Origin of the sequence: Holospora curviuscula (genome assembly GCF_002930195.1) — a bacterium.
GTDB lineage: Bacteria > Pseudomonadota > Alphaproteobacteria > Holosporales > Holosporaceae > Holospora > Holospora curviuscula.
The window spans coordinates 1-24,140 of the sequence record NZ_PHHC01000136.1; the positions used below are offsets into that span (position 1 = coordinate 1).

General features: G+C 37.8%; 25 protein-coding genes and 1 pseudogene. 17 read left to right on the forward strand and 9 right to left on the reverse strand.

Features of this window, described 5'->3' with window-relative positions; all coding sequences use genetic code 11:
- Positions 1-21 precede the first annotated feature (21 nt).
- The 3 genes from HCUR_RS08835 to HCUR_RS06710 form a co-directional block, all read right to left on the reverse strand.
- Positions 22-174 carry an EVE domain-containing protein gene (locus HCUR_RS08835; RefSeq protein WP_207760973.1) on the reverse strand — a complete coding sequence of 51 codons (153 nt, stop codon included), beginning with the start codon at positions 172-174 and terminating at the stop codon, positions 22-24.
- 332 nt (positions 175-506) lie between these two features.
- Positions 507-959 (reverse strand): MarR family winged helix-turn-helix transcriptional regulator, encoded by a 453-nt coding sequence (locus HCUR_RS06705; protein WP_207760974.1) that lies wholly within the window; start codon positions 957-959, stop codon positions 507-509.
- Complete coding sequence (locus HCUR_RS06710) at positions 937-1,212, reverse strand: hypothetical protein (RefSeq protein ID WP_104207319.1); 276 nt, start codon at positions 1,210-1,212, stop codon at positions 937-939. Before HCUR_RS06710 ends, HCUR_RS06705 begins: the two co-directional genes overlap by 23 nt.
- A gap of 780 nt (positions 1,213-1,992) precedes the next feature.
- Between HCUR_RS06710 and HCUR_RS06715 the strand changes: the two genes are divergently transcribed.
- The 14 genes from HCUR_RS06715 to HCUR_RS06780 all read left to right on the forward strand — a co-directional run bounded on the left by HCUR_RS06715 (position 1,993) and on the right by HCUR_RS06780 (position 18,515).
- A complete protein-coding gene (locus tag HCUR_RS06715; RefSeq protein ID WP_104207320.1) occupies positions 1,993-2,571 on the forward strand; it encodes a hypothetical protein in 579 nt (192 codons plus the stop codon).
- Complete coding sequence (gene nusG, locus HCUR_RS06720; protein WP_104207321.1) at positions 2,568-3,050, forward strand: transcription termination/antitermination protein NusG; 483 nt, start codon at positions 2,568-2,570, stop codon at positions 3,048-3,050. The genes HCUR_RS06715 and nusG overlap by 4 nt, the downstream gene beginning before the upstream one ends.
- Before the next feature lie 189 nt (positions 3,051-3,239).
- Positions 3,240-4,916: an ABC transporter ATP-binding protein gene (locus tag HCUR_RS06725; protein WP_243397308.1), complete on the forward strand. Its 1,677-nt coding sequence runs from the start codon at positions 3,240-3,242 to the stop codon at positions 4,914-4,916.
- Entirely contained in the window at positions 4,909-6,483 is a 1,575-nt protein-coding gene (locus tag HCUR_RS09920; protein WP_104207323.1) for a Gfo/Idh/MocA family oxidoreductase, read from the forward strand. Before HCUR_RS06725 ends, HCUR_RS09920 begins: the two co-directional genes overlap by 8 nt.
- Complete coding sequence (locus tag HCUR_RS06735) at positions 6,458-7,618, forward strand: DegT/DnrJ/EryC1/StrS family aminotransferase (RefSeq protein ID WP_243397309.1); 1,161 nt, start codon at positions 6,458-6,460, stop codon at positions 7,616-7,618. The genes HCUR_RS09920 and HCUR_RS06735 overlap by 26 nt, the downstream gene beginning before the upstream one ends.
- On the forward strand, positions 7,612-8,475 hold the full coding sequence (locus tag HCUR_RS06740; protein WP_104207324.1) for a class I SAM-dependent methyltransferase: 864 nt from the start codon (positions 7,612-7,614) through the stop codon (positions 8,473-8,475). The genes HCUR_RS06735 and HCUR_RS06740 overlap by 7 nt, the downstream gene beginning before the upstream one ends.
- Positions 8,472-10,079, forward strand: a complete 1,608-nt coding sequence (locus tag HCUR_RS06745; RefSeq protein WP_104207325.1) for a hypothetical protein — start codon at positions 8,472-8,474, stop codon at positions 10,077-10,079. Before HCUR_RS06740 ends, HCUR_RS06745 begins: the two co-directional genes overlap by 4 nt.
- A gap of 22 nt (positions 10,080-10,101) precedes the next feature.
- Complete coding sequence (locus HCUR_RS06750) at positions 10,102-11,355, forward strand: hypothetical protein (RefSeq protein ID WP_104207326.1); 1,254 nt, start codon at positions 10,102-10,104, stop codon at positions 11,353-11,355.
- A 4-nt stretch (positions 11,356-11,359) separates the two neighbouring features.
- Positions 11,360-13,225 (forward strand): asparagine synthase (glutamine-hydrolyzing), encoded by a 1,866-nt coding sequence (asnB, locus tag HCUR_RS06755; RefSeq protein WP_104207327.1) that lies wholly within the window; start codon positions 11,360-11,362, stop codon positions 13,223-13,225.
- Between the two features lie 17 nt (positions 13,226-13,242).
- Positions 13,243-14,169, forward strand: coding sequence for an NAD-dependent epimerase/dehydratase family protein (locus HCUR_RS06760; protein ID WP_104207328.1), 927 nt, complete (start codon positions 13,243-13,245; stop codon positions 14,167-14,169).
- Between the two features lie 5 nt (positions 14,170-14,174).
- A complete protein-coding gene (locus tag HCUR_RS06765) occupies positions 14,175-15,230 on the forward strand; it encodes an NAD-dependent epimerase/dehydratase family protein (RefSeq protein WP_104207329.1) in 1,056 nt (351 codons plus the stop codon).
- Positions 15,227-16,276 carry a non-hydrolyzing UDP-N-acetylglucosamine 2-epimerase gene (gene wecB / locus HCUR_RS06770; RefSeq protein WP_104207330.1) on the forward strand — a complete coding sequence of 350 codons (1,050 nt, stop codon included), beginning with the start codon at positions 15,227-15,229 and terminating at the stop codon, positions 16,274-16,276. Before HCUR_RS06765 ends, wecB begins: the two co-directional genes overlap by 4 nt.
- Entirely contained in the window at positions 16,273-17,478 is a 1,206-nt protein-coding gene (locus tag HCUR_RS06775; RefSeq protein WP_104207331.1) for a hypothetical protein, read from the forward strand. Before wecB ends, HCUR_RS06775 begins: the two co-directional genes overlap by 4 nt.
- Before the next feature lie 305 nt (positions 17,479-17,783).
- A complete protein-coding gene (locus HCUR_RS06780) occupies positions 17,784-18,515 on the forward strand; it encodes a glycosyltransferase (RefSeq protein ID WP_207760975.1) in 732 nt (243 codons plus the stop codon).
- A 184-nt stretch (positions 18,516-18,699) separates the two neighbouring features.
- Here the strand turns inward: HCUR_RS06780 and HCUR_RS06785 are convergent, their stop codons facing one another.
- Genes HCUR_RS06785 through HCUR_RS06795 form a run of 3 tightly spaced genes read right to left on the reverse strand, consistent with a single transcriptional unit; the run spans position 18,700 to position 19,372 of the window.
- Positions 18,700-18,906: a hypothetical protein gene (locus HCUR_RS06785; protein ID WP_104207333.1), complete on the reverse strand. Its 207-nt coding sequence runs from the start codon at positions 18,904-18,906 to the stop codon at positions 18,700-18,702.
- 6 nt (positions 18,907-18,912) lie between these two features.
- Complete coding sequence (locus tag HCUR_RS06790; protein WP_104207334.1) at positions 18,913-19,104, reverse strand: hypothetical protein; 192 nt, start codon at positions 19,102-19,104, stop codon at positions 18,913-18,915.
- Between the two features lie 22 nt (positions 19,105-19,126).
- On the reverse strand, positions 19,127-19,372 hold the full coding sequence (locus HCUR_RS06795; RefSeq protein ID WP_104207335.1) for a putative peptidoglycan-binding domain-containing protein: 246 nt from the start codon (positions 19,370-19,372) through the stop codon (positions 19,127-19,129).
- A gap of 387 nt (positions 19,373-19,759) precedes the next feature.
- Between HCUR_RS06795 and HCUR_RS06800 the strand changes: the two genes are divergently transcribed.
- The 3 genes from HCUR_RS06800 to HCUR_RS06815 all read left to right on the forward strand — a co-directional run bounded on the left by HCUR_RS06800 (position 19,760) and on the right by HCUR_RS06815 (position 22,339).
- Positions 19,760-20,023 (forward strand): ATP-binding protein, encoded by a 264-nt coding sequence (locus HCUR_RS06800; RefSeq protein ID WP_165780845.1) that lies wholly within the window; start codon positions 19,760-19,762, stop codon positions 20,021-20,023.
- A 28-nt stretch (positions 20,024-20,051) separates the two neighbouring features.
- A complete protein-coding gene (locus HCUR_RS06805; RefSeq protein ID WP_104207337.1) occupies positions 20,052-20,681 on the forward strand; it encodes an AAA family ATPase in 630 nt (209 codons plus the stop codon).
- A gap of 500 nt (positions 20,682-21,181) precedes the next feature.
- Positions 21,182-22,339, forward strand: a complete 1,158-nt coding sequence (locus HCUR_RS06815) for a Fic family protein (protein ID WP_104207339.1) — start codon at positions 21,182-21,184, stop codon at positions 22,337-22,339.
- 398 nt (positions 22,340-22,737) lie between these two features.
- Here HCUR_RS06815 and HCUR_RS06825 read toward each other — a convergent pair whose 3' ends face one another.
- From HCUR_RS06825 to HCUR_RS08845, 3 genes and pseudogenes are all read right to left on the reverse strand, one after another.
- Positions 22,738-23,241, reverse strand: coding sequence for a hypothetical protein (locus tag HCUR_RS06825; protein ID WP_104207341.1), 504 nt, complete (start codon positions 23,239-23,241; stop codon positions 22,738-22,740).
- Positions 23,201-23,341, reverse strand: coding sequence for a hypothetical protein (locus HCUR_RS08840; RefSeq protein ID WP_165780846.1), 141 nt, complete (start codon positions 23,339-23,341; stop codon positions 23,201-23,203). The genes HCUR_RS06825 and HCUR_RS08840 overlap by 41 nt, the downstream gene beginning before the upstream one ends.
- Positions 23,342-23,715: 374 nt before the next feature.
- A pseudogene (locus HCUR_RS08845) lies at positions 23,716-24,140 on the reverse strand (hypothetical protein); the annotation flags it as partial.

Genomic DNA, 24,140 nt, shown 5'->3' on the forward strand with positions numbered 1-24,140 from the left:
CCGTCATTTAACTTCGGTGGCTTAATTAGTGGCTGCATTTCTTTCGACTTCTGATAATAAATTAAACTCAAGCATGCCACCTGCAATAATTTCAAATGACTCTTGATCGATTTCTAAAAAGCCATAGCGGAAAACGTATCCCCATGAATTTTTATTTTTGCTAAAGAGCAGCAACGACACAACCGGTTTGATATCAATGTGCTTTGCCTCAAAGTAATTGATCTTACGCCTGCATGGTTTGAATTCATCTCCTCTATCTACTTGGTAAGGTGCACCATCAATGATCTTGCCTATTGCAGTAAATCTTTGAGATAGAGATCAGATCCAGCCATGATTATTGTAGACGAATAATAAATTACGAAATCATCACAGAATAATCGTTTAGCGGGTGTAGATTTACCGTGGTAAAATTGACAAATACTAAGCTTCATCCCGTTTTCCATATGTTCTTTGCACCCAACACCAATTCAGAATTTTGCTGACTTATTCATCTGCGGTACTTTCGATTAATTTCTCCAAAATTTGGGCAAAACTTTTTTCTCCTTATCAGACGCTTTACTAAAAAATGTATTATCAATTCCTTCTATAATAGGGACTAGGGTACGTACCATTTCTTTCCCTTTTTCGGTTAGTGAGACGCTCTTGGCACGTGTATCTGTTTCATGTTCTATGCGATTAACGCAACCAAGTGCAACCAGTTTTCTTAGCGATTTTGAAACAGTCATTTTGTCAAGCTTGGACCAGTTCACGATAAGAATTTGAGTTGTGTCATAGTGATGAGCCTCAAACCACATTAAAGTCGCCATGATCACAAAGTGGGCATGGGATATATCGTAAGGCTCTAAAACCCTTTTAATCTGCCACTGCCGTACCATCGTTGTTTGCCAAAGTGGAACGCTTGGGCTGTCTTCAGGTTTATCAAAACCAAAGAGTAAATCAGACATTGATGCCTCTTGCAAGCTTTACTAGGGTTCTCGTTTCCTCTGGAACAGTATCAGCAACGTTTTGTGCCACCAGCTTAATCCAGAGCCATTTCAATGGGCCGGTCACAACAAGTTTATTTGTTAACTTTAATCTATCGACTGTATCTTCCATAGTGTGAGTATCGTACATTTTAGCACCGAAGAAGGCAGTGCAGTCGGTAAAATAGTGCGCTTCATTAATTTCTGTTAGCACGCTTTTTACAGGGTTGAGGCCCTTGGGTTTTAACATGAAGTGATTATCAATTTTGAAATTACCATCAAACTTACAGTCGTCCAAATCATCGTGATAAGTTCGCCAACTGTTTACGTCTGTCCAAATACGCCAAATATCCTTAGAGCTGTCTTGCTATAGGTTCTTGTCCACATATACGCTTCTTTTAAGATCTAATTATATTGTATACTTATATACTAAATCGTCTAGCACTAAGCAATAGAAAACTAACCATGTCATAGTACAGTTCTTGCTCTACGAGTATGTACGCTTATTCTCCGCCCCAATAACGCACCTCAAGACCCGTTGTCAAAAAACCTAGTAAAATCAAAGGCTTTAGACATGCTTACCTTCGGACCAAACGTTTTCCTGTAAGGGAGAAAGGGAGAAAGGGAGAAAGGGAGAAAGGGAGAACAAAAAGGAGATTTTAGGGTAAAATCAGTGATTTTGTGATTCTCTAAGTACGCATGTGCTAAGTGGCTAAAATGCTCTAAAGCCTATGAATACTGGGGTTCAGAGGGTAGTTTTAAAATTTGAAAAATAACGCCAAAAAAGTTTAAGCGCTGTAAATTGGCGGAGGTGGGTTGCATCTGAAACAACCTGCTCTAAATGGCATTGGAATGGTGATTTTCTGTTGAAAAAGTGAGTGCTCTGAGCTTCGCACCCTTAAATAAAAGGGGAACAAAATTCGAAAAAATTTTGCGTGATGTGCTTGACTTCGTTTTCTAAGTAGGGTAAGTTTTGTTCATAAACATAGATTCATGTTTTGCTAACTTGTTTTAGAGACTTTAAAACCACATGACCGCTTTTCAAGATACCCTCGAACAGACTAAGCAAAAATTGATGATGCATCTCTTAAGTCAGATTCAGCTCAATCGATTCTTTACACAACGTGGTTTGTCTGGAGCGCTGAACATTGCCTTAGGTTTCATGAATCAATATTTGAAGCGCTGCGTTACGAAAAGTTGGGTAAGAGCTGCTCAAATCTCACCCCGCTGTATTACATATTTTTTAACCCCAGAAAGCTTTAAAGAAAAAAGTTATATGGTGAAAGATTATTTGGCAAGGTCCATGACGTTTTTTAGAGATGCTCGGAAACAATGTGAAGAAGTCTTTGAGCACTGTAAAGCCCAGGGCTCGTCAAAAGTAGCCTTAGTTGGTGAAGGTGCTTTAGCTGATATTGCAAAACTTATCACATTTGCCAGTGAGTTCACGATTGACGTTGTCTCAACCAAGGCTGATCTGAAAAGATACGATACTGTGATTGTCACTGATGTGATGAACCCCAAAGGCACTTATGATACCATCAAGCGTAAGGTTGAATATAATCGCTTATTGACCTTAAATCTTTTTCATATTTCAAAGGTGACATCATGATTGCTTGGTGTGTTGCCCATACGCAGCCCTTGGAAGAGATTCTAGCTCAGCAACATTTGCTCGATCAGAGTTTTGAGGTCTACATGCCAAGGTTAAAAAAAACCATTCCTCATGCACGTAAGGTTGAAGAGAAGCTTGTACCGTTAGGGATGGACCTAAGCTTTACTAGATGGCGTAGTTTTAATAACACACCGGGCGTTTCTTATTTCTTAATGACTAATAATTTACACCCGAAAAAAGTTCAAAAACGGATTGTTGATGATTTAAAAGCCCAGGAAGTTGGGGTCGGTATCGTACCTATGGCAAGCCTTGTGAACTTTGTTAAAGATGAAAAACTGTGCATTGTAGAAGACGCATTTAAAGATCAAGTGGCCATTTTTGAGTCCGTGGATGATAAGTCTAGGGTTCAACTATTGTTAAATTTTATGGGAAGGGAAATGAAAATGACTCTTCCCACCTATGCTGTGGAAGCAGCGTAAGTAAATAATCTTTCTGGCGCTTATATGCCGGTGATAAATATTAGATTTTTTTTAGTCTCGGTGATTTCACCCAGACTGCGGCAGCTATGGTGAAGTAAAATAAACGCGTCAACTCCCTCTATCCTATCAGCAATTCAAAAGCTGCGTGCACTTTTAACACGTGAGGAAAAACTTAAATGGCTTGGTATTGTGGCTTTTGCACTCACCACATCGCTGTTGGAAGTTGTCACTGCTTTGGTAATTGTTGTGTTTGCCCAAGTTTTAAATGCCCCTGAAACGGGGCTCAAATATTTGGGTAAAATTGGTTTTTCGACTAATTTGTCACCTGGACGCGTTATTTTTTATATAGCTATTATTATGGGAGCGATTTATTTAATCAAAAATCTAATCGTTGCTGGGGAAATTTTTTTTCAAAATTTTTCCATTCAAAAAATGAATTACCATTTTAAAAATAAGCTTCTTCGTCGCTATGCGCAGGCAGATTACGGATTTTATCTGACTCGAAACTCTTCATTGGGAATGCAAATAGTGAGCGGTGATACAGAAGCAACATTTTTAGGGGGTATGCTCTCTATTGCCAGCATAGTATCGGAAGGCGTGATCTTTTTTACCCTTATGGGTATGATCATTTATATGAATCCATCCCTCGCATTAACTATATTTGTAATTGGAGGAATGGTTTCAATGGCAATTACAAAAAGTGTACTTCCTCGATTTTACCGATTTGGGCAAAAGCTTCAAGAAGCGGATCTGTACAGTGGTCAGAATCTTGGCCAGTTTTTTCATGCTTTTAAGGAAATTGTGCTTTTAGGGAAAAGAGAATCGTTTATTGAAGCCTATCAAGTCTATGCACGTAAAAAAGCAAGTATTCAAGCCATTCAAACATCCCTCAATGCCCTTCCGCGCATAGTTATTGAAATTTTGTTTGTTGCCCTATTCATTACCACCATTACTATTTTGTGTTTAGACAAGGAAAGCCCCGTACAGATGATGGGAATTTTAGGCGGATATCTTTATACAGGGTTCCGCCTTATGCCAGGACTCAATCGCATTATAAACCAGCTTAATGCCTTTAAGTCTGTCATTCCCTCCATTGAGCGTGTGCATCATGAGTATACAATGGTAGCTGCCAAAGAAAATTATGTGGACGTACCAACGCTTCAATTTAATCAAAGCGTTGAGATAAAAGATCTTTCTTTCAAATATCTTAATACAGAAAAAAATGCATTGAGTCATATTTCTTTACAGATTCAAAAAAGCGAATGTATTGGGATTGTAGGTGAGACAGGTTCTGGAAAATCAACACTCGTCGATCTTATTTTGGGACTTTTAACCCCTTATGAAGGTTCAATTTTTGTAGACGGACAGTATCCTGTATACTCCTATCAATGGCATCAAAAAATTGGCTATGTCCCCCAAAGCATTTATTTAACCGATGATACCATTGAAAAAAATATTGCTTTTGGTGAAAAGCAGATTGATCTCAATAGATTGAATTCAGCCATAGATGCTGCTCAGCTTCGCACATTTATTGACGCCTTGCCAGAAGGCGCAAAAACAATTGCGGGGGAGCGTGGTATTCGTCTTTCTGGAGGAGAGCGTCAACGAATTGCCATCGCTCGGGCACTTTATCGCAATCCTGAAGTGCTCATCTTTGATGAAGCTACCTCAGCTTTGGATACTGATACCGAAGCACGTTTGATGGAAACCATCAATGCCGTCAGCAAAGATCGAACGGTCATTATGATCGCTCACCGTCTTACAACATTGAAAGATTGCGATCGGATTGTGGTCATGGATAAGGGCTGCGTCAAGCAAGTGACTGATTATAATGCTCTTCAAAATAAGGTGGTGCAACATGAATAATTCTAAAATTTCCGTAATTGGTTGTGGCTACTGGGGTAAAAACCTGGTGCGTAATTTTGCAGAGCTTAATGCGTTGCATTCTGTGTGTGATGCCAATTTAGCACTGGCAAATCAGGCGGCACAAACCTATGATGTTCAAAATCTCAGTCTTGAAGAAATTCTTAAAAGTGATTGTGATGGCGTGGTGATTGCAGCACCCGCAGCACAACATTTTGAATTGACAAAAGCGTCGCTTCATGCCGGCAAACATGTGTTTGTAGAAAAACCTCTGTCCTTGAAAGGGGAAGAAGCGAAGAAGCTTTGTGATCTTTCCATACAAGTGGGTAAAAAGCTTATGGTGGGGCATCTTCTTCAATATCATCCAGCCTTTTTAGAGCTTAAACGCTTGATTCAAAAAGGTAACCTTGGCCGTCTGCAATATATTTACTCTAATCGCCTCAACCTTGGAAAATTTCGCAATGAGGAAAATATCTTATGGAGCTTTGCGCCCCATGATATTTCCATGATTTTGGGACTTGCTGGTGACTTACCCGAATCAGTTTATGCAACAGGGGCTTGTCATTTGAACCCTCGGATTCATGATGTGACCACAACGCATATGAGTTTTAAAAATGGAATTGAGGCCCATATTTTTGTATCATGGCTCCACCCTTATAAGGAGCAAAAACTTGTGGTTGTGGGCGATCGCGGCATGGCGGTGTTTGACGATGGTTTGCCATGGGGCGAAAAGCTCAAACTTTATCCCCATCAAGTAACCTGGGTAGACGGTTTACCACAGCCTGAAAAAGCTGATGTGATCTATTTGCCTTTGGAAGTATCAGAACCTTTGAAAATCGAGTGCCAGCATTTTATTGACTGCATTGCTCAAAATAAAAATCCTCGCACAGATGGAGCGGAAGGTCTTCGGGTTTTACAAGTTTTGGATGCAGCGCAACACTCTCTTCATACTCATCAAACTGTTTCCTTGAATGCTCAAATTAAACCATATTATGCTCATGAAACAGCCATTGTAGACGGCGGATGTGACATCGGTCCAGGCACTAAAATTTGGCATTTTTCCCATATTATTAAAGGAACAAAAATCGGTGACGACTGTGTCATCGGCCAAAATGTGATGATTGGACCCGATGTAGTGATTGGTAATCGATGCAAGATCCAAAACAATGTCAGTCTTTATAAGGGAGTTACTTTAGAAGATGGTGTATTTTGTGGGCCATCATGTGTGTTTACCAATGTACATAATCCAAGAGCAGAAATTGACCGAAAAGATGAGTATCGTCCGACCTTTGTGGAAAGGGGAGTGACAATTGGTGCCAACGCCACCATTGTTTGCGGTAATAAATTAGGAGCCTATAGCTTGATTGGTGCCGGTGCGGTGATCACAAAAGATGTCAAACCCCATGCAGTTATGGTTGGAAATCCCGCAAAGCAGATAGGCTGGGTTAGCCATGCAGGAGAGAAACTAGGTGATGATTTGATGTGTCCGCGTGAAGGACACAGATATCAAGTTATCAACAATAATTTAAAAGAGATCATAAAAAATGACAACGCAACTAAAACAGCCTGAGATGATTCAGCATATGCAATTTATTGATTTAAAATCCCAATTAGAACTTATCCGTCCACAAATTGATGCAGCTATTAAGCGTGTTTTGGATCATGGAAATTTTATCATGGGTCCAGAGGTACATGCCCTTGAAAAACAGCTGGCTGAATTTTGTGGTGTGAAACATGCCATATCTTGCGCTAATGGGACGGATGCCTTAGGTTTAGGGCTTATGGCCAAAAATGTAGGACCTGGAGATGCTATTTTTGTGCCTTCCTTTACTTTTGCAGCTACTGCTGAAGTTGTATCCTGGGTTGGGGGAACGCCTGTATTCATTGATTCCCTGGAAGATACATATAATATGGATCCCAAAAGCCTTGAGCAAGGAATTAAGCAGGCTCAAAAATTAGGGCTAAAACACGCCGGCATTATCCCCGTTGATCTGTTTGGACAGCCCGCTGATTACGATGCCATTCAAGCCATTGCTGATGAATATAATTTATGGATTATGGCCGATGGAGCCCAAAGTTTTGGAGCCTCTTACAAAGACCGTAAAGTTGGAAATATCGGCAATATAGCAACGACAAGCTTTTTCCCGGCAAAACCCCTTGGGTGTTATGGTGATGGTGGTGCGATTTTTACGAATGATGATGAACTTTCAGCTATTATTAAATCTCTACGGGTTCATGGACAAGGATCCGATAAATACGATAATGTGCGCATTGGGATGAACGGAAGGCTAGATACCATTCAAGCAGCAATTTTAATTGAGAAACTCAAAATATTCCCTAATGAATTGATCGCCCGCCAAAAAGCCGCCGATGCTTATAATGCAGCTTTAAAAGATATTGTAAAAGTTCCTCATGTAATTGATGGGGCCACCTCCGCTTGGGCTCAGTATACATTGCTATTGCCTGAGCACATGGACCGTTCCAAACTGATAGCTTCCTTAAAAGAAGCGGGTGTTCCTACAATGATTTATTACGTAAAACCTCTGCATTTGCAAACGGCTTATAAGCATTATCCCACAGCTACAGGAGGAAGTTTGCCGGTATGTGAGGGATTATCTGAACAAGTGCTGAGTCTACCTATGAGTGGGTATGTGGGCGGGGATTCTATGCATGTTTCAATGTTATTAAGAGGTATTATATGCTAATTTGTCCTGATTGTCGGTTTCCGATAGCGCTATCCAAATGTTCAAATTGTACTTGGTCTTTAAAATATATTGAAAATTTACCAGTTTATCTAAAGAGTAAAAACTGTCCTTTGATTGAAAATTACATTAAGTGTTATGAGAAAATAAGCACTGATGACTTGCAAGAAACAATTTTGCCAAAAGCCTACATAAGACATCAAGCTCAAAAGTTGATAAGGTATCTACCAAATTCTAAAGACATAAAAATTTGCGATTTGGGAGTTGGTCAAGGGATGTTGGCAAATAGTATAAGGCAACAGGGATTTATGGATGTGACTGTTGTTGATATTGCAATACCATACTTAAAGCTTTTGGAACGTGATTTTAAAGCTATAGTTTCAGATGCTGAAAATCTTCCGTTTATAGAAGAGTTTGATTATATCTTTTCTACGGATGTTATGGAGCATGTTATAAATATTGGATCTTTTTTATTTAGTGTGAATAAAGCACTTAAAAAAAATGGAGTCTTTATATTTAGAGTTCCAGATCGTGAAAATCTGATGCAATACACACCGTATATGGGGTGTAAATACGATTTCGTTCATTTAAGAAGCTTTAACTCTGAACTTCTACAAGATTTTATGAAAAACGCAGGTTTTTCCATAAAAAGATTAGAATATGACGGGTATTGGACGTATTCGTATAAAAATTTTGTAACCAAAAATAAAATTTTTAATTTTTTATATTCAAAAATATACCCAAAAATAACACACCATAATTTCATTCTGGACGATAATTATTTCAACAAGATTTTTTGTTTTTTGTTTCTGAAGCCATTGGAAATCCTGTGTATAGCTGAAAAAATAAAAGATTTATGAAAGCTGCTATTTTTTATATTGGAGAAAAAATAGCCAATACAGTCTATGATCACTTAATGTCATTTCAGGTATATGGCCAATACACTTATCATTATGTTGATATTGTAAACTCTCAAATAACTTCTAAAAATATTGAGGCATTTGATGTTCTAATAATCCACTATACACTATCTCTTTTTAATGATGAAAGATGCCCTGCCTGGCTGAGATTAATTTTTCGGAATACAAAGGCAAAAAAAGTTGTTTTTATCCAAGATGAGTACCGCCGTGTAAATGATGTAGTGGAAAATCTTAATTTTATTAAAGCCGATGTGCTTTATACATGCGTTCCAGAATCAGAAATAGAAAAAGTTTATCCTACAGAAAAGATTCCCGGCCTTATTAAACGTAATACACTCACAGGATTTGTGCCAGAAATTCTTCTGTCAAGATATCGCCCTAGTTATGAAGAAAGACAATTGGATGTTGTCTATCGTGCCAGAAAATTATCAGCTTGGTATGGAAGATTAGGACAAGAAAAATGGATAATCGCAGAAAAATTTAAGCATGATGTAAAAAGATACAATTTGACAATAGATATTGCTTATCAAGAGCAAGACCGAATTTATGGAGATCAATGGATAGATTTTTTAACAAAATCTAAGGCTGCTATTGGTTGTGAAAGTGGAGCCAGTGTATTTGATTTTACCGGAACTATACAAGATCAGGTTGAAGCGTATGAAAAAACTCATCCGAATGCTACCTTTGAAGAAATTGAAGAAAAGTTTTTTAAAGGGTTAGATGGTCAGATTAATTTAAATCAAATATCCCCAAGATGTTTTGAATGCGCAGTACTTGGAACATTAATGGTTTTATATGAAGGTAATTATTCTAATATTTTAAAACCGTGGCGTCATTACATTCCATTAAAAAAGGACCATTCTAATATGGAGGAAATAGTACGTGCTATAAGTTCTCCTGAAGAATGGAGACGTATTACTCAGTACGCTTTTGAAGAGATTGCAATGAATCAAAAATATCATTACAAAGGGTTTATTGAAATATTTGAAAGAGATCTAGAGCATTTTTTTAAAATATTTCCTTCCACTCAAAAACAAGGTATGATGGTATCAGTAGAGTTAAAGTCAAAATTTACGTCAGAAAAACAACCAATTTATCCTTTAATAACGGGCATTCTGAAAAACTTTTTGAACAAAGCGTTTGGAGAAAAGATCGTAAATATCCTGGTTCTCTATAAATGCAGAATCGCACTATCATTAGGAACACTTAGAAATTTAATTTCTGATCATGGAAGCCCGTGGATTTTTTATCTTTATAGTTTTAGAAAAGACTTTTGCGAAGAATATATTTTTGTTCAAGAGGTCAATCAATATATATCTGCTGTTCAGGAAAAGTGTGATTATTTGCCATTCGAAATTAATAATACGAACTTTTCAGTTTATATTATGATCTCTCCAAATCATAACTCACCAAGAATAGTGGATTCTATAAAAAATAAGAAAAAAAAGGTTGTTATAGAAATAGATAATAATTTTGGCGTCCCTAAAAAAATAAGAGGATTAAAGGTGTCTCTTCAGTATAATCAAGCAATAAAAGTTACCTAAAGATAATAGAGGAATTTTTTAAATGAATTTTTTTTTAGTAGCACTAATTAATTTTTTTTTAACGTATTTTATTGTTCAGACCAATGAGAAAAAAGTTTTATTTATTGTGCATACAGAAACAATTAATGGAAAAGGTGTGGTGGAGTTATATAAAAAAATGAAAGAAAAAAATGCAAAAGTTACGGTTGCATTTGTTCCCTTACTTTCAGGTAATGAGATTTTATACGATCTGGATGTGAATTTTTCAAAAAAATTTCAGATAGAAGATTGTATTTTTCCATGTGGAAAAACGCCTCCATATAAAATAGTTGATAAAATAAAAGAAAATTTTGATTATATTTTTGTTCAAAATCCTTATAATAGTTTTAAGGGTACTATTTTGGAAAGCACATTCAGTCTAGAGAATCTCAAGAAAAAAACAAATAAATTAGCATATATCGTTTATGGACCGCATCTTTTTCATCAAACAACTTGTAATGACATGCAGCTAAAAGAAAAAATAGATATTGTTTTTGTTGATTCTGTTAGTACAAAAAAAGTTTTTGTTGAACAAATGAGATTTAAAGATATCAACGTTGTTGTGTCAGGATATCAGAGCTATAAAAATGTTCGAGATAAAATGAATAAGCGACAAAAAAAAAGAGAGACCATTCTATGGATGCCAAGATGGACTTTACATTTTAATAACAGACATCAGCATGAGAGTGGCTCCACATTTTTAAGTTATTATTTATTTTTCATAAATTATGCTAAAGAAAATAAACATATAAATTTTATTATTAGACCTCATGTATTGCTATTTAAAAATGCTATAAATCAAAAATTCTTAAAAAAGGAAGAAGTCGAATATATTATTTTATCTTTTAAGAAGTTAAACAATGTTCGTTTTTCAGAGCATATTAACTCTCCTCTTGAAGAGGATATCATAGAGTCTGATATTGTAATTGCTGATGGTACTTCCGCTCTAGCGGAAGCCGTTGTAGCTAAAAAACCGATTATATATTTAAGCAATGGCATTAATAAGGAATTTGAGAGTAATGATTTAGGTATAGAATTTAAGAATTATATTTATTTTGCCCACCATCCCGTTGAAATTATTCAATGTATAGAAAATATTAGAAAAAACAGTTATTCTCCTTTTGTCATTTCTCATAATTCTTACAATTTTGTTAAAAAATTTAAATTTCTTATTAATTACGAGCGTTTTAGAAAAAGATTAGATCCGGTGGAAAATCCAGCGGAGTTTATAGCTGACTACGTTATTAAGGGCAATTAAAACTATGTGTGGTATTTTTGGTACAATACCTTCATTAACAGAATACAAAAATCTTCTCTCTCACCGGGGACCAGATCATTTTGATTCTCTTTTAACAAAAGATATTTATCTTGCTCATAATCGTCTGAGCATTATAGGGCTGGATGCACAATCCAACCAACCGATGCAAGGGCGAAATGGCACGATTATTGTCTTTAATGGGGAGATTTATAATTACCAAGATTTAAAAACCTCTGCGCTTTCGGATTATCCTTTTAAATCTAATTCTGATACGGAAGTTATTCTTGCTCTTTATGAAAAGTATGGGCTGGATTGCGTTCATTATCTGCGCGGTATGTTTGCGTTTGCTATTTGGGATGAAAATGAGAAACGTCTTTTTTGTGCCAGAGACCGGTTTGGAATCAAACCATTTTATTATACCAAAAACCAAAATCAATTCGCTTTTGCTTCAGAGATGAAGGCCCTCCTTCCTTTAGTCCCGTCTATTGAAACTAATAAAGATTCTCTTTCTGAGTATTTAACTTTTCAATATACGCTTGGGGATGAAAGCCTATTTAAAAATATCTACCAGCTAATGCCTAGGCATTTATTAATTTATAAAAATGGTGAGCTTAATATTAAAAAGTATTGGGATGTGTCTTATGAAATAGATTTTAGTCACTCGAAAAAATATTTTGAAGAAAAATTAGAGGCATTGTTAACTGACTCTGTGCGCTATCATCAAGTAAGTGATGTAGCGATCGGAAGTTATTTAAGTGGCGGGATTGATTCATCCTTAATAACAGCATTGGCGTGTGAGTCAAACTCAAATTTTTATGGATCATTTCATGGAAAATTCACAGATCATCTTGGTTATGATGAAAGTGCATATGCCATTGATACGACGTCAGCGTTAAATAAATCCTTACATACAATCAACATTACCTCTCAAGATTTTACAGACAATATTTCAAAAATCATCTATCATTTAGATACACCGGTTGCGGGACCAGGAGCGTTTCCTCAGTACATGGTATCTAAGTTAGCATCCCAGCATGTAAAAGTTGTTTTAGGGGGGCAAGGTGGGGATGAACTGTTTGGGGGCTATGCACGCTATGTAATTGCTTATTTTGAACAATCCATTAAGGCTGCGATCGATGGTACCCATAAAAATGGGGATTTTGTTGTAACGCCTGAATCCATTATTCCTAACCTAACCTTACTTCAAGAATACAAACCCTTAATTAAAGAATTTTGGAAAGACGGTTTATTTGGGCCCCTTGATGCAAGATACTTTAGGCTTATTAATAAGTCTGTCGATATTCAAGATGAAGTTGATTGGGAACTATTTGATTTAAGAAACGTGATGGAAAAGTTTAAGGTCATTTTCAACAATCAAGAAAATGTTCAAAAAGAAGCCTATTTTGATAAAATGACCCATTTTGATTTTAAGTGCTTATTACCAGCACTTCTTCATGTGGAGGATCGTATGAGTATGGCCCATGGACTGGAATCACGGGTACCCTTTTTAGATCATCCCCTTGTGGAATTTGCAGCAACCATTCCTGCAGACATTAAATTTCCAGGGGGGCGTATGAAGTCTCTCTTAAAGGAGGTCTTCAAACATAAAATTCCTGAAAAGGTTTTAAATAGACGGGATAAAATGGGTTTTCCTGTTCCTTTAAACGAATGGTTTTCTGGGGACTTAAAAGACTTTTTGCATGACATTTTTTCATCTCAGCAAGCCCAAACGCGTGGTTTTTATGATGCAAAAAAAGTTTTGAAAGGTTTAGAAGGATCATCGCAATTCTCAAGAAAAATTTGGGGATTGCTTTGCTTAGAGTTGTGGCATCGTGAATTTCACGATAAAAGTCATGAATATCGTCATTAATCATAGGAGAAAAAAATATGAAAGTTTTTATCACAGGTGGTTCTGGTTTTATCGGATCACATTTAGCCGATCGCTTGCTTGCACGGGGCGATGAGGTACTCGTCATAGACAATTTTGCAACCTGCAGAAGGGACAACTTAAAAGCCCACCCGAAGCTTAAAATTGTTGAAGATTCTATCTGTAATGAAAAGCTTATGAATCAACTGATGCAGGAGTTTAAGCCTGATCTTGTGGTCCATGCTGCAGCTTCCTATAAAGATCCCAATAATTGGGTAGAAGATGCCTTAACAAACGTGATGGGGACAGCAATTGTTTGTCAGGCTATGGCAAAGGCTGACATTAAAAGGATTATTTATTTCCAAACAGCACTGTGTTATGGATTAAAGCCTGTTGAACAACCAGTGACCTTGAATCACCCCATTCTTCCCCGTGGTTCAAGCTATGCGATTAGTAAAACAGCAGCGGAAGATTATGTGCAGCTTTCTGGTTTAGATTTTGTGACATTCCGTTTGGCCAATGCTTATGGCCCTCGTAATATTAGTGGTCCACTTCCCACATTCTTTAAGCGCCTTACCACCAATCAAAAATGTTTTGTGATGGATACGCGTCGTGATTTTGTTTACATCGATGATATGATTGATTGCATTATGCATGCTGTAGATGGCAAAGGAAATGGCACGTACCATCTTTCATCAGGGTCTGATATTTCTATTAAAGAGTTATTTGATGCAACAACAAAGGCATTAAATATGCATTTCGTTGTGGAAGTAAAACCACGTCAACCTGATGATGTGTTCTCAATTCTCCTTGATCCGTCCAGAACAAAGAATGAATTTGGATGGAAAGCGCATATACCACTTGTCGAAGGTGTTTCCAAAACAATTCAGTATTACAACGAGCAGGGTATTGAAGAAACCTTTACTCACCTTAAAGAAGTGAAGTAATCAATATGCGGTTTCAAGGTCAAAAAATCCTGGTTATTGGAGGCTCTGGGTTTGTTGGGAGTAATTTATGCTACCAACTCCTTCAAGAAGGAGCTCACCATCTTACAGTTGTGGATAATTTATTATCGGCTCAAGCTGAGAATCTTCCTCAAGACGAGAGGGTAGACTTTATTTTTGGATCAATTTCAGATGATAGAATTCTGATGAGTCTTATTAAGGATTATGACTATGTCTTTCATCTAGCAACATATCATGGAAATCAATCGAGCATTCATGACCCCGTCGCTGATCATGAACATAATACAATTACAACCCTTAAAGTGTGTGAGCACTTTAAGGGTGCTCCTCATCTGAAAAAAATGGTTTATGCCTCTGCCGGGTGCACAGTTGCTAAAAAAACTTATGATGATGTGGGGGCAACCAATGAAGACGCTGAAGTATCTTTATATCATGATAGTCCTTATCAAATATCCAAGATTATTGGGGAATTTTATGGAAATTATTACTGGATGAAATACCAACTTCCGTTTGTCAAAGCACGTTTCCAAAATGTTTATGGCCCAAGAGAGGTTTTGGGTGCTGGCAGTTGGCGTGGCATCCCTGCTACTGTATGGCGCAATGTAACGCCAACTTTTATTTGGAAAGCGTTGCATCAGGAAGAGTTACCACTTGAAAATGAGGGCAAAGCATCACGTGACTTTGTTTATGTGGATGATATTGTTGAAGGGCTCATAGCGTGTGCTGTCAATGGAAAAGCGGGTGAAGTCTACAATTTAGCTTCAGGTCATGAGACCACCATTAAAGAGTTAGCAGAAGCGATCAATCGTTTAACAAACAATCCTACCCCTATTTTGTATGCAAATCCAAGGCCTTGGGATCGCTCTGGAAAACGATTTGGATCAACCGAAAAAGCCCAAAAAGACCTTGGTTTTTTAGTAAAAACCTCTCTTGAGAATGGACTTAAAAAAACCATTAAATGGACAAAAGAAAATCGTTCCTTCATTTTGGCCAATATATCTAAGCATCTCTATTTTATGCCTGAGCTTTCAAAATATCTATGACCCTTCGTATCCATACTATTATTGGCGCGAGGCCTCAGTTTATTAAAGCTGGGGCTCTTTCTCGCACATTAAAAAAATATCCAGGCATTATCGAAACTATTGTCCATACGGGGCAGCACTTTGATACCAATATGTCGGATGTTTTTTTTAAAGAGCTGGATATTCCAAAGCCCCAATATTCTATGAATATTAACAGTGGCTCTCATGGTCAAATGACCGGTCGAATGCTTGAGGGAATTGAAGCTATTTTAAAAGAAGATAAACCTGATGCAGTTCTTGTGTATGGAGATACGAACTCAACCCTTTCGGGCGCTTTGAGCGCTTCGAAACTTCATATTCCTGTCATTCATATTGAAGCAGGTTTGCGCTCTTTTAATCGCAAAATGCCAGAAGAGATTAATCGTATTTTAACAGATCATGTAAGCGATTATCTTTTTTGCCCTACACAAACTGCAGTAGATAATCTACACAATGAAGCCATCAAAAATGGCGTCTATCATGTGGGGGATATTATGTATGACGCCACCCTTTATGCTATGGATTACATAAAAACAAACTTTTCAGTTTTCAAAAAGTTTATGGGTTTACCAGAAAAATTTGCATTCATGACCATGCACCGTGCTGAATCTACGGAAAGTATGGAAGAATTTCAATCTATGATGGATTACGCGTTACGCTTTGCAAAAAACCATAATTTACGAATCATTTTCTCCGTTCATCCGCGCACAAAAGCCTTGGTTCAAAAAGCGCAATTAGATGACACTTTTATAACCGTAGAACCCTTGCGCTATTTTGAAACTCAGTACTGTTTGAGCAAAGCGCATTTTGTTTTAACAGACTCTGGTGGATTGCAAAAAGAAGCCTATTTTTATCGCGTGCCTTGTATAACCCTACGCCAAGAGACAGAGTGGGTTGAAACGATAGAATGTGGCTGGAATCGCCTATGGACTGTTGAAAATTATAAGCTTCGCAAAGATATTACCGATTACGGTGATGGTGATTGTGCTGAGGAAATTATTAACCTATTACTTGAAGAATTTTTATGAAAACACTTTTATTGCACTCCACGTATACTGAACAAATGTCATATTTTGATGATTGGATTGATGCTTTTAAAAGTCATTCAGATTTTAGTACCTTATGCATAAATGTTTTTAATGCCTCCAAGGATTTAATATCAGATGTAAAAAGTAAAATAGAAAATTATGAACTCATTGTATTACATCATTCAATGAACGGGGATACGTTAAAGTATTTAAATCCATTTGTAAAGGCTCTAAAAAATCGGCGAGGAAAATTAGTTTCTTTCGTTGGAAATGAGGTCAATTTACCAACAATAGGAATGGCTCCTAAGATTAAAAATCTACAAGAAATAGAAGCTGACTTTATTGCTACACAGCTTTTAGAAGAAGCAGGGCAATGGCTCTATGAAGACTGTAACAAGGCTAAAGTAATTTCTTTGCCACACGCTCTTAACCCTGAAGCATTTTTTTCAAAACATGCATTCAAAGATAGGAAAATTGATATTGGAACACGCTCGGCACGCTATGGTGTGTATGTTGGCGATAATGACCGCAATTCTATTATACAATATTTTTACCATAATGCTCATTCGTTAAACTTAAATCTCGATTTAGGATTAGATAGCAATTCACAAAAAAGATTTAATCGCCAAGAATGGTCTGATTTTCTTTCTTCTTGTAAAGCAACATTATCAACTGAAGCTGGTTCTTTTTATTTGGAGAAAGATGATATTATTGTCAATAAAATCCAAGATTTTCTTAAAAAAAGATCGGTTAAAATTGTTTTGCCTCATGAAACATTTGCAAGAAAAGCCTATAGAAAAATTGTGCCGAGTTTTGTTCGTAAAATCATAGTATTTCTTCTGAAAGATCGGCTCGTTGAAATTGATAACATTGATCAAGAATGTGATTTCGATGAACTTTATGAAAAGTTCTTCAGGCTTGCCGCGAAATCACCTGTTTATACCAAAGCGATATCATCAAGGCATTTTGATGCTATTGGCACAAAAACTCTCCATGTTATGTATCCTGGTCGTTACAATGATATTTTAATTCCAGGAGAGCATTATTTTGAATTAAAACTAGATCATTCTAATGTCGAGGATCTTAAAGAGTTGTTATTAGATTTGAGGATTGTAAAAAATATAACCGAAGCTGCTTACAATCACGTCATTACACATCATACTCACAAGAATAGACTTGATGCCCTATTGAAAGTCTTGTGAAAATATTATGCATTTCGCCCTTATTATATCGTCCCTCCACTCTGGTGGGGCGGAGCGAGTTTTATCAGAGCTTGCCAATTATTGGATATCAAAGGGACATCAAGTAACGCTTGTTACCTTGGCGTCACCGGATGCAAAGCCTTTTTTATCCTTTAGATTCAAAAATATACTTAATCCAACTTAACCAAACCCAAAATGAACCCTTTTTTTAACGCGCCTAGGAAATATCCTAAGGCGCGTTTTTTGTGTAAGAACGGCTCTAAAAACCATAAAGCTCAATGTGGTTGCTTTCCTTTATGGCTGTGATGAACTTCACCATCCTTCTAGCGAGTATTGGTCTTAAAGCACCTGTGATTGCCTCAGAGCGTATTGATCCACATTTTCATTATATCCCTTTATTGTATAAAAAAATCAGGTCTTTTTTGTATCGCTTTGCCAAAAAAATTATTGTTCAAACCAATAGTGCTGCTTCCTACTTTGGAAAAAATCTCCAAAGAATTATCCAAATTATTCCTAACCCTGTGAAGTTACCTAAGAATCACAAATTTTTTTCATCCACGGCCCGATGTATAATTACTGTTGGGCGTTTAGATAAGCAAAAAGATCATGATATCCTTATCCACGCCTTTTCAAGACTTTATCCAACCTACCCACATCTGGGTCTTACGATTTATGGGGGAGGTGCTGAGCGGGATAATCTTCAAAAGAGCATCTCATTACCGGGTGCGATTCAGGAGATTCATCAAAAGCTTTTAGAGGCCGATTTATTTGGGTTCCCCCCATTATACGATGACTTTCCCAATGCGTTAGTTGAGGCCATGTCGGTAGGCCTTCCCATTATCGCATCAAATTGCTCTGGAAATATTGATATTGTAAAAAACGGTGTTGATGGACGAATTTTTCCCGTGGGAGATGTTCTTAAATTAGCGGTGCTGATGGAAGCGTTGGTCTGTGACCCAAACACCCGAAAGCGTCTTGGTGAGAAAGCAAAAACCGTCGCTGAGCGTTTTCATCCCGACCTTATTTTTCATAGATGAGATCAGCTCATTCGTGAGGTAAAAGGATAGATTATCTAATCTCCATGGCAAAATTTTAGCTTATCGAGTAAATCCATATACTCCTGTAGCACTGGAATAAGGGGGGCTTTGTTCCGGCAACTCAGTCACGGACTACGCGATCTACTGCCATTCTTCTTGGGTATAATGGGGCGCTTCTGGGCAATTACTGGTCGGCACTCTCCCGAGATTTGCGCAGCCGCTCAAGAAGACCAGACTTACCCCGATCACGATAAGATTTATTTTGTTCATCCAGTTTTTCATAAGACTCTTGAAGCTCTAAATTTTCTTCTGCTTGCTTGCGTCTTAGCTGCTCTTTGCCAAGCATATAAGCTAAAAACGGTTGCAGTAGCGCTGATAACCAAAGAGGCATCACGTTTCAAAACTTCTGATCAATTTTGGCTTGGGTGTTTTTGTTCATAACTCTCCCAACGACGTACGTACTCACCACCGCTGCAATGCTGGCGACTGAGGCTTCGTTGAGGTTAAGTCCAAGTTCTGATGCACCTGCAACAGCGATGCTGCCGATTAAGGTTGCCCAAAATTCAGTAGATTTAATGCCTTGTTTCATAGATTTTCTCCTATGCTAAAGTTTATGCATAAGCTCGTTTCAGCCATCTTTTGAGAAACTTGGCCCGTCGTGGTTGAGTGGCGTCGAGTGTTCGGTAATATTCTGCGGCTTCTGATTTTAAAGCAGCACGCAAATCTTTTAGATCAGCTTTGTTAAGGGCAGTTAAGGTGATTGGACCTAACACACCATTTTCAGCGATATTTTGTCCGGTGGATTTTAAAGCCTGTTGAACCAGTTTGTGTGCCCAAGACGATCTTATGGTTACCATTCAATCAAAACCCTTTGTGGCAAGATTGAGATCCTTGATGTCTTTGTAAAGCTGAGGATCCCAAAAATCGCGCTTGTAAATACCTTTAGCTTAATCAATGACGTCAATATGGAGGTAGCTATGTTTGGAAATCCCGAATTTGGTCTCGCCGCCAGCATCCATCGATGTGGTTGCTGTAGCGATCTTCATGGGCTAATAAAAGCTAACGGCATGCTCAAAGCGTTCATCTGTAAAGTTTTTAGGTTTATTTGACATGGTTGAGTCTTGCCTCCAATTCATTGCTTTCTTCGTGAAGGGAAATAATGCGCTCTTCCAGCCGAAAGACTTTTTCTGCCAAATATAGCGGCCCAGGAACAAAGGGACAATTTTGCGCGGCAACTCGCACTAATGCTAAAAATCTCGCCCATGACTTGCCTGGATTGGAGTGACGCCTTTGAGCATTTAAGCCTTCATATTAAGACAGGAGATATCATCCTGTTTGATCAGATTTCGTGGATGGGATCCAAAGACTCTCGCTTCATTCTCAAACTCAAAGCTTGGTGGGATAAGCAAACAATTCATATGGTGCTTATGTTTTTCGGATCAGTTTCAACCTGGCTTGAGGGAAATATCCTAAGAAGTACGGAGCTTAGAGCCACTCTCTATTCCTGAAAGCGCTGAATTTTTAAGGGCGCGCGGCATGCAGCTTTCTCATTATGATACGTATAACTTGCTCAGTATTGTTGGCGATGTACCGTGGTACTTAGAGCAATTTAATCCTGGTGTTGCGGCTGATGATAATATCAAGCAGCTTGCTTTTGAAAAAAACAGCTTACTCGTAACGGAATTTGATCGCATTTTTCATGACCTCTTTAACGCTAAAGGCGCCACATATAAGAAAATCCTAGAGAGCCTTAAAGATGGAGCCAGAACTTTATCAAAAATAAAGCAGAGCATAAAATTTGCTCACAGCGGTACACTAAGCAAAATGATAGATCATTTCATTGTTGCTGGTTTTGTGGTTAAGCAATACTTATGGTCATTCAAAACGGCGGAACCTCTAAAGCAAAGCTGGTATAGGATCTCAGATCTTTATATGCGGTTTTATCTCAAAGTTATTAAACCAAATTTGGGCGCTACTGAAGATGGGGGATTCGATCAAGTACCGCTATCTACGATGCCTGGGGTTAAAACACATATGGGATTGCACCTCGAAAGCTTACTTATGCAAAATCGCCATCTATTACTGCAAAAATTAGGCATTTTACTTATTGATATTGTGCGTAGCAGCCCTTATATACAAACCAAAACCACAACTCAACAAGGCTGAAAAATTGATTATCTCATGCAAACAAAAGCCAAAAGCTTGTTTATTTGTGAATTCAAATTCAAAAGGTCTGAAATAAGTGCCGAAATTATTTCTGAAATACGAGATAAGATATCACGATTAAAGGTGCCGAGAGGTTTTTCAAGCATCCCCGTACTGTTCTATTTAAGTGGAGTAGCGGACGCTGTTTCCATAAGCCCTTACTTTTATCGCATCGTTGATATTGTGGATTTTTTGGATGATGCTTGAGTATCTATCTTTTCTTTTCAGAATTTCTTAAGAAAAGTTAGATCATTATCCTTTTTTAGCGACGCGTGTGTAAGAAAAGATACCCTTTAAACAGCAAGCTGAATTTTTCTGTTATTATCGATTTTTAAACTTTTCGATAATAGTGCGTATCCTTATTCGCATGGGTGGTGATAAAAAACGCCGTTATTATCGAATATTGACTTTTTCGATAACAACAATCATACTGGAGAAAAAATCAATTAAGGGTCAGTGAAGTGGATATACAACAGTCACCAGCAGGACAAATCGTTAAATCACCCAAAGGGTATCGTGCTTTTGTACCTCATAATTTACCACCTAAAATTGAGTGGGACACTGCGGTAGTCAATAGTTTATCACGTGCTGATTTCTTGCTTGGTAAGTTAGCACGGGAAGGAAGCAAGTTGCCTAATCCTCATCTACTGATACGCCCTTTTATTACACGAGAAGCGGTACTTTCCAGTAAGATTGAGGGGACGCAAGCAACTCTTGGGGAAATTTTGGCCGCAAGTGCCGGCGCCTACGTAAAGCAAAACCCAGATGATCTTCAGGAAGTACAAAACTACATCAAAGCCCTTGATTATGGACTATCGAGATTAGCGGAGCTTCCATTGTCACTACGTCTTATAAAAGAAATCCATGAGCATTTAATGCAAGGTGTGAGAGGGGCTCATGCAACACCTGGGGATTTTAGGGTCAGTCAAAATTGGATTGGATCTCCAGGATGCACCTTAAATACTGCAAAATTTGTTCCTCCTCCCCCTGAAAATTTGATGGATTCCTTGGGAGCATTCGAAAATTTTTTACATGATAGATCATTGCCCCCATTAATCCATACAGCCCTTTGTCATTATCAATTTGAAGTCATTCATCCTTTTTTAGATGGAAATGGACGCGTAGGACGGTTGTTGATTATGCTTCTGTTGGTTGAGCAAAGAATACTGCCTTCACCCTTATTATATTTATCTGCATTTTTTGAAGCAACACGCGATGAGTATTATAAACAGCTTTATAATGTCAGTTCTAAAGGCACCTGGCACGAGTGGCTTATTTATTTTCTCAATGGTGTGGCTATTCAATCTGAGGATGTTTTATCACGAGCTGAGCGCATCAATGAATTATTAAATCAATGGAAAATTGATGTAGCCAGTAGTGGTTCGCACGTTCCTGTCGATATGATACAGCATTTAGCTATTAATCCTTATTTCACGACTAATAGAATTGCTCAAGACTTAGGTGTTGTTTATAGTACCGCCCAAAGAGGAGTGCAAAAACTTGAAGCTTCAGGTATTATTAAAAAAACAAATGAAAATAAACGAGATAAAGTTTACTGTGCTACGAAAATATTAAATATACTCGAAGAGCCCACAAAAATAAGGGCAGATTTTTATTAAAAGTATTCTGATTCTAAAACATAATCTTAAAATTAGAGGACTTTTTTCAGCACTACCACTGCTCCTCACTTTTGATCTTCGAACCCAAATAGTTAAGCATTTTTAAAAACCCAAGGGAAATAAGGTATCCCAGAGGTGCGAAGTAGATTTTTTGTGTTCGCACTATAAGAGCACAAAATGAAAAAAAGGGGTGTTTTAAAAGAAAACTTAACAGAATGCTCTTAAACAGATTCGCACCTAAGGAACATCTATACCCTAAAAACCCTATAAAATAGGGGCTTTGCAAAGCTCTTAAAAATTTTAGAAAAACGAGAGAGAGCCGATATCTTATAAATAATGGCGGAGATCAGTTTACCACAACCTAACCAACTCCAAACTGGGGTGGTATGGTGATGTTTTTAATCTTTGAAGCGATTATAGATGCGTACTTGGAGCGTATCAAATGAACGATTTTGGATTCTCTTGAAAAGATGATAAACACTCGGACTTGGATTTTTAAACGTAAATTCTTTGAGCTCCGCTTCAAGCCATTGCACTATAGCATGTTTTCGTAAGGATAAAGAAACAACATGAAACCGTTGTTTTTGCTGGGTGATGGGTAAGATGTAACGTCCACATTCCTCGCACATGAGATCATCGCAGGATTCGTCAAAATCATCGGGGATGGGAATTTTGTTCTCGCAATCCGGATTAATCAGATTGTCAAAATCCAACGCATCTAAAGGATTGGCGCACTTGATAAAATAATGCTCTTTAAGCTGGATAAAGCCAAGCTGTCCAAGATGATGGGCCGCCTCTAGATAACCCTGATTCGGATTAATCCATGAATTACTGGACTCAAGCAAAGCCTGCAATGCATCTTCATGCGCAGCATTTTGCTTTAGGCAAGATCGTAAGGCCATAGCAATCCTTCATCCATGTTTTTAAAGCCGTACGTTCTTTTTTATCCAACACATATTCTGAATAGTAAATCATCACATGACCCGGATCAGCCGCGTCCACCCTGAAACACCAATCTTACCGAATCAATCATGGCAATATCTTCCAGCACATCACCGACGGCCTGGTGCAGCGCTTCAAGCTCTTCAGAAATAGGGTCAAGTCGGGTGCGTTGTTAAAATCAAATGAGTGTTGTTTTTAAGATGAGCCGATCTGAATTTGAGTTCAAAGAGTTTGATTTCTTTATCGATTTCACTGGCGCACGACCGAAGGAAAGTCTTCACTTGAGCAGTAAAGTTGTAATCCTGCATGTTGATGAAGGAGCAATCCTTCTCGAAATAACTACTTACCAAACCATCAGAAATTTTCAATTCTTGGTTGGAACATTGGGCAAAAAGATTTACTTGATTAGCGTTGGCAGCAAAATCCAGGATGATCTAATCCGGCTTATGGCCATGGACAATGCGGTTAGAACTTAACAGTAAATCTTCATCACTGGCCCTTCTAATAAAAAGATACAGACGATCTTCAGGATAAAACAAACCCTGAAGATGAGTCTCAAAGCTGTCATTTTGCTCTTCATCATGGGCTTTAAGAGTAGCTCGTACACTATCTTCCGTCGCAAATTCTTTGAAAGAAGAAGCAGGCTGACGCGGAGGATTTTTCAGCACAAAGGAGCCAAACCCTTTCTTTTGCACCTTATCAAAATGGTACACATGCTTGAGTAACTCAGGATCGGCTTTAAAGAGGGCGAACAGCATGCCTTTCTTGTCGTATTTATCGTCTTTAACAAGCAGCTTGGCCATGGTTTCAGCAGAAAGTACCGGCTTTGCAATCTCCGTAATGGCCGCTTCAAGTTTGG

What these genes read in the sequence shown, in the direction of transcription:
- HCUR_RS06710 (WP_104207319.1), bottom strand. Translation starts at nt 1,212, where the DNA reads ATGTTAAAACCCAAGGGCCTCAACCCTGTAAAAAGCGTGCTAACAGAA.
- HCUR_RS06715 (WP_104207320.1), top strand. Translation starts at nt 1,993, where the DNA reads ATGACCGCTTTTCAAGATACCCTCGAACAGACTAAGCAAAAATTGATG.
- nusG (WP_104207321.1), top strand. Translation starts at nt 2,568, where the DNA reads ATGATTGCTTGGTGTGTTGCCCATACGCAGCCCTTGGAAGAGATTCTA.
- HCUR_RS09920 (WP_104207323.1), top strand. Translation starts at nt 4,909, where the DNA reads ATGAATAATTCTAAAATTTCCGTAATTGGTTGTGGCTACTGGGGTAAA.
- HCUR_RS06735 (WP_243397309.1), top strand. Translation starts at nt 6,458, where the DNA reads ATGACAACGCAACTAAAACAGCCTGAGATGATTCAGCATATGCAATTT.
- HCUR_RS06740 (WP_104207324.1), top strand. Translation starts at nt 7,612, where the DNA reads ATGCTAATTTGTCCTGATTGTCGGTTTCCGATAGCGCTATCCAAATGT.
- HCUR_RS06745 (WP_104207325.1), top strand. Translation starts at nt 8,472, where the DNA reads ATGAAAGCTGCTATTTTTTATATTGGAGAAAAAATAGCCAATACAGTC.
- HCUR_RS06750 (WP_104207326.1), top strand. Translation starts at nt 10,102, where the DNA reads ATGAATTTTTTTTTAGTAGCACTAATTAATTTTTTTTTAACGTATTTT.
- asnB (WP_104207327.1), top strand. Translation starts at nt 11,360, where the DNA reads ATGTGTGGTATTTTTGGTACAATACCTTCATTAACAGAATACAAAAAT.
- HCUR_RS06760 (WP_104207328.1), top strand. Translation starts at nt 13,243, where the DNA reads ATGAAAGTTTTTATCACAGGTGGTTCTGGTTTTATCGGATCACATTTA.
- HCUR_RS06765 (WP_104207329.1), top strand. Translation starts at nt 14,175, where the DNA reads ATGCGGTTTCAAGGTCAAAAAATCCTGGTTATTGGAGGCTCTGGGTTT.
- wecB (WP_104207330.1), top strand. Translation starts at nt 15,227, where the DNA reads ATGACCCTTCGTATCCATACTATTATTGGCGCGAGGCCTCAGTTTATT.
- HCUR_RS06775 (WP_104207331.1), top strand. Translation starts at nt 16,273, where the DNA reads ATGAAAACACTTTTATTGCACTCCACGTATACTGAACAAATGTCATAT.
- HCUR_RS06780 (WP_207760975.1), top strand. Translation starts at nt 17,784, where the DNA reads ATGAACTTCACCATCCTTCTAGCGAGTATTGGTCTTAAAGCACCTGTG.
- HCUR_RS06785 (WP_104207333.1), bottom strand. Translation starts at nt 18,906, where the DNA reads ATGCCTCTTTGGTTATCAGCGCTACTGCAACCGTTTTTAGCTTATATG.
- HCUR_RS06790 (WP_104207334.1), bottom strand. Translation starts at nt 19,104, where the DNA reads ATGAAACAAGGCATTAAATCTACTGAATTTTGGGCAACCTTAATCGGC.
- HCUR_RS06795 (WP_104207335.1), bottom strand. Translation starts at nt 19,372, where the DNA reads ATGGTAACCATAAGATCGTCTTGGGCACACAAACTGGTTCAACAGGCT.
- HCUR_RS06800 (WP_165780845.1), top strand. Translation starts at nt 19,760, where the DNA reads ATGCTAAAAATCTCGCCCATGACTTGCCTGGATTGGAGTGACGCCTTT.
- HCUR_RS06805 (WP_104207337.1), top strand. Translation starts at nt 20,052, where the DNA reads ATGCAGCTTTCTCATTATGATACGTATAACTTGCTCAGTATTGTTGGC.
- HCUR_RS06825 (WP_104207341.1), bottom strand. Translation starts at nt 23,241, where the DNA reads ATGGCCTTACGATCTTGCCTAAAGCAAAATGCTGCGCATGAAGATGCA.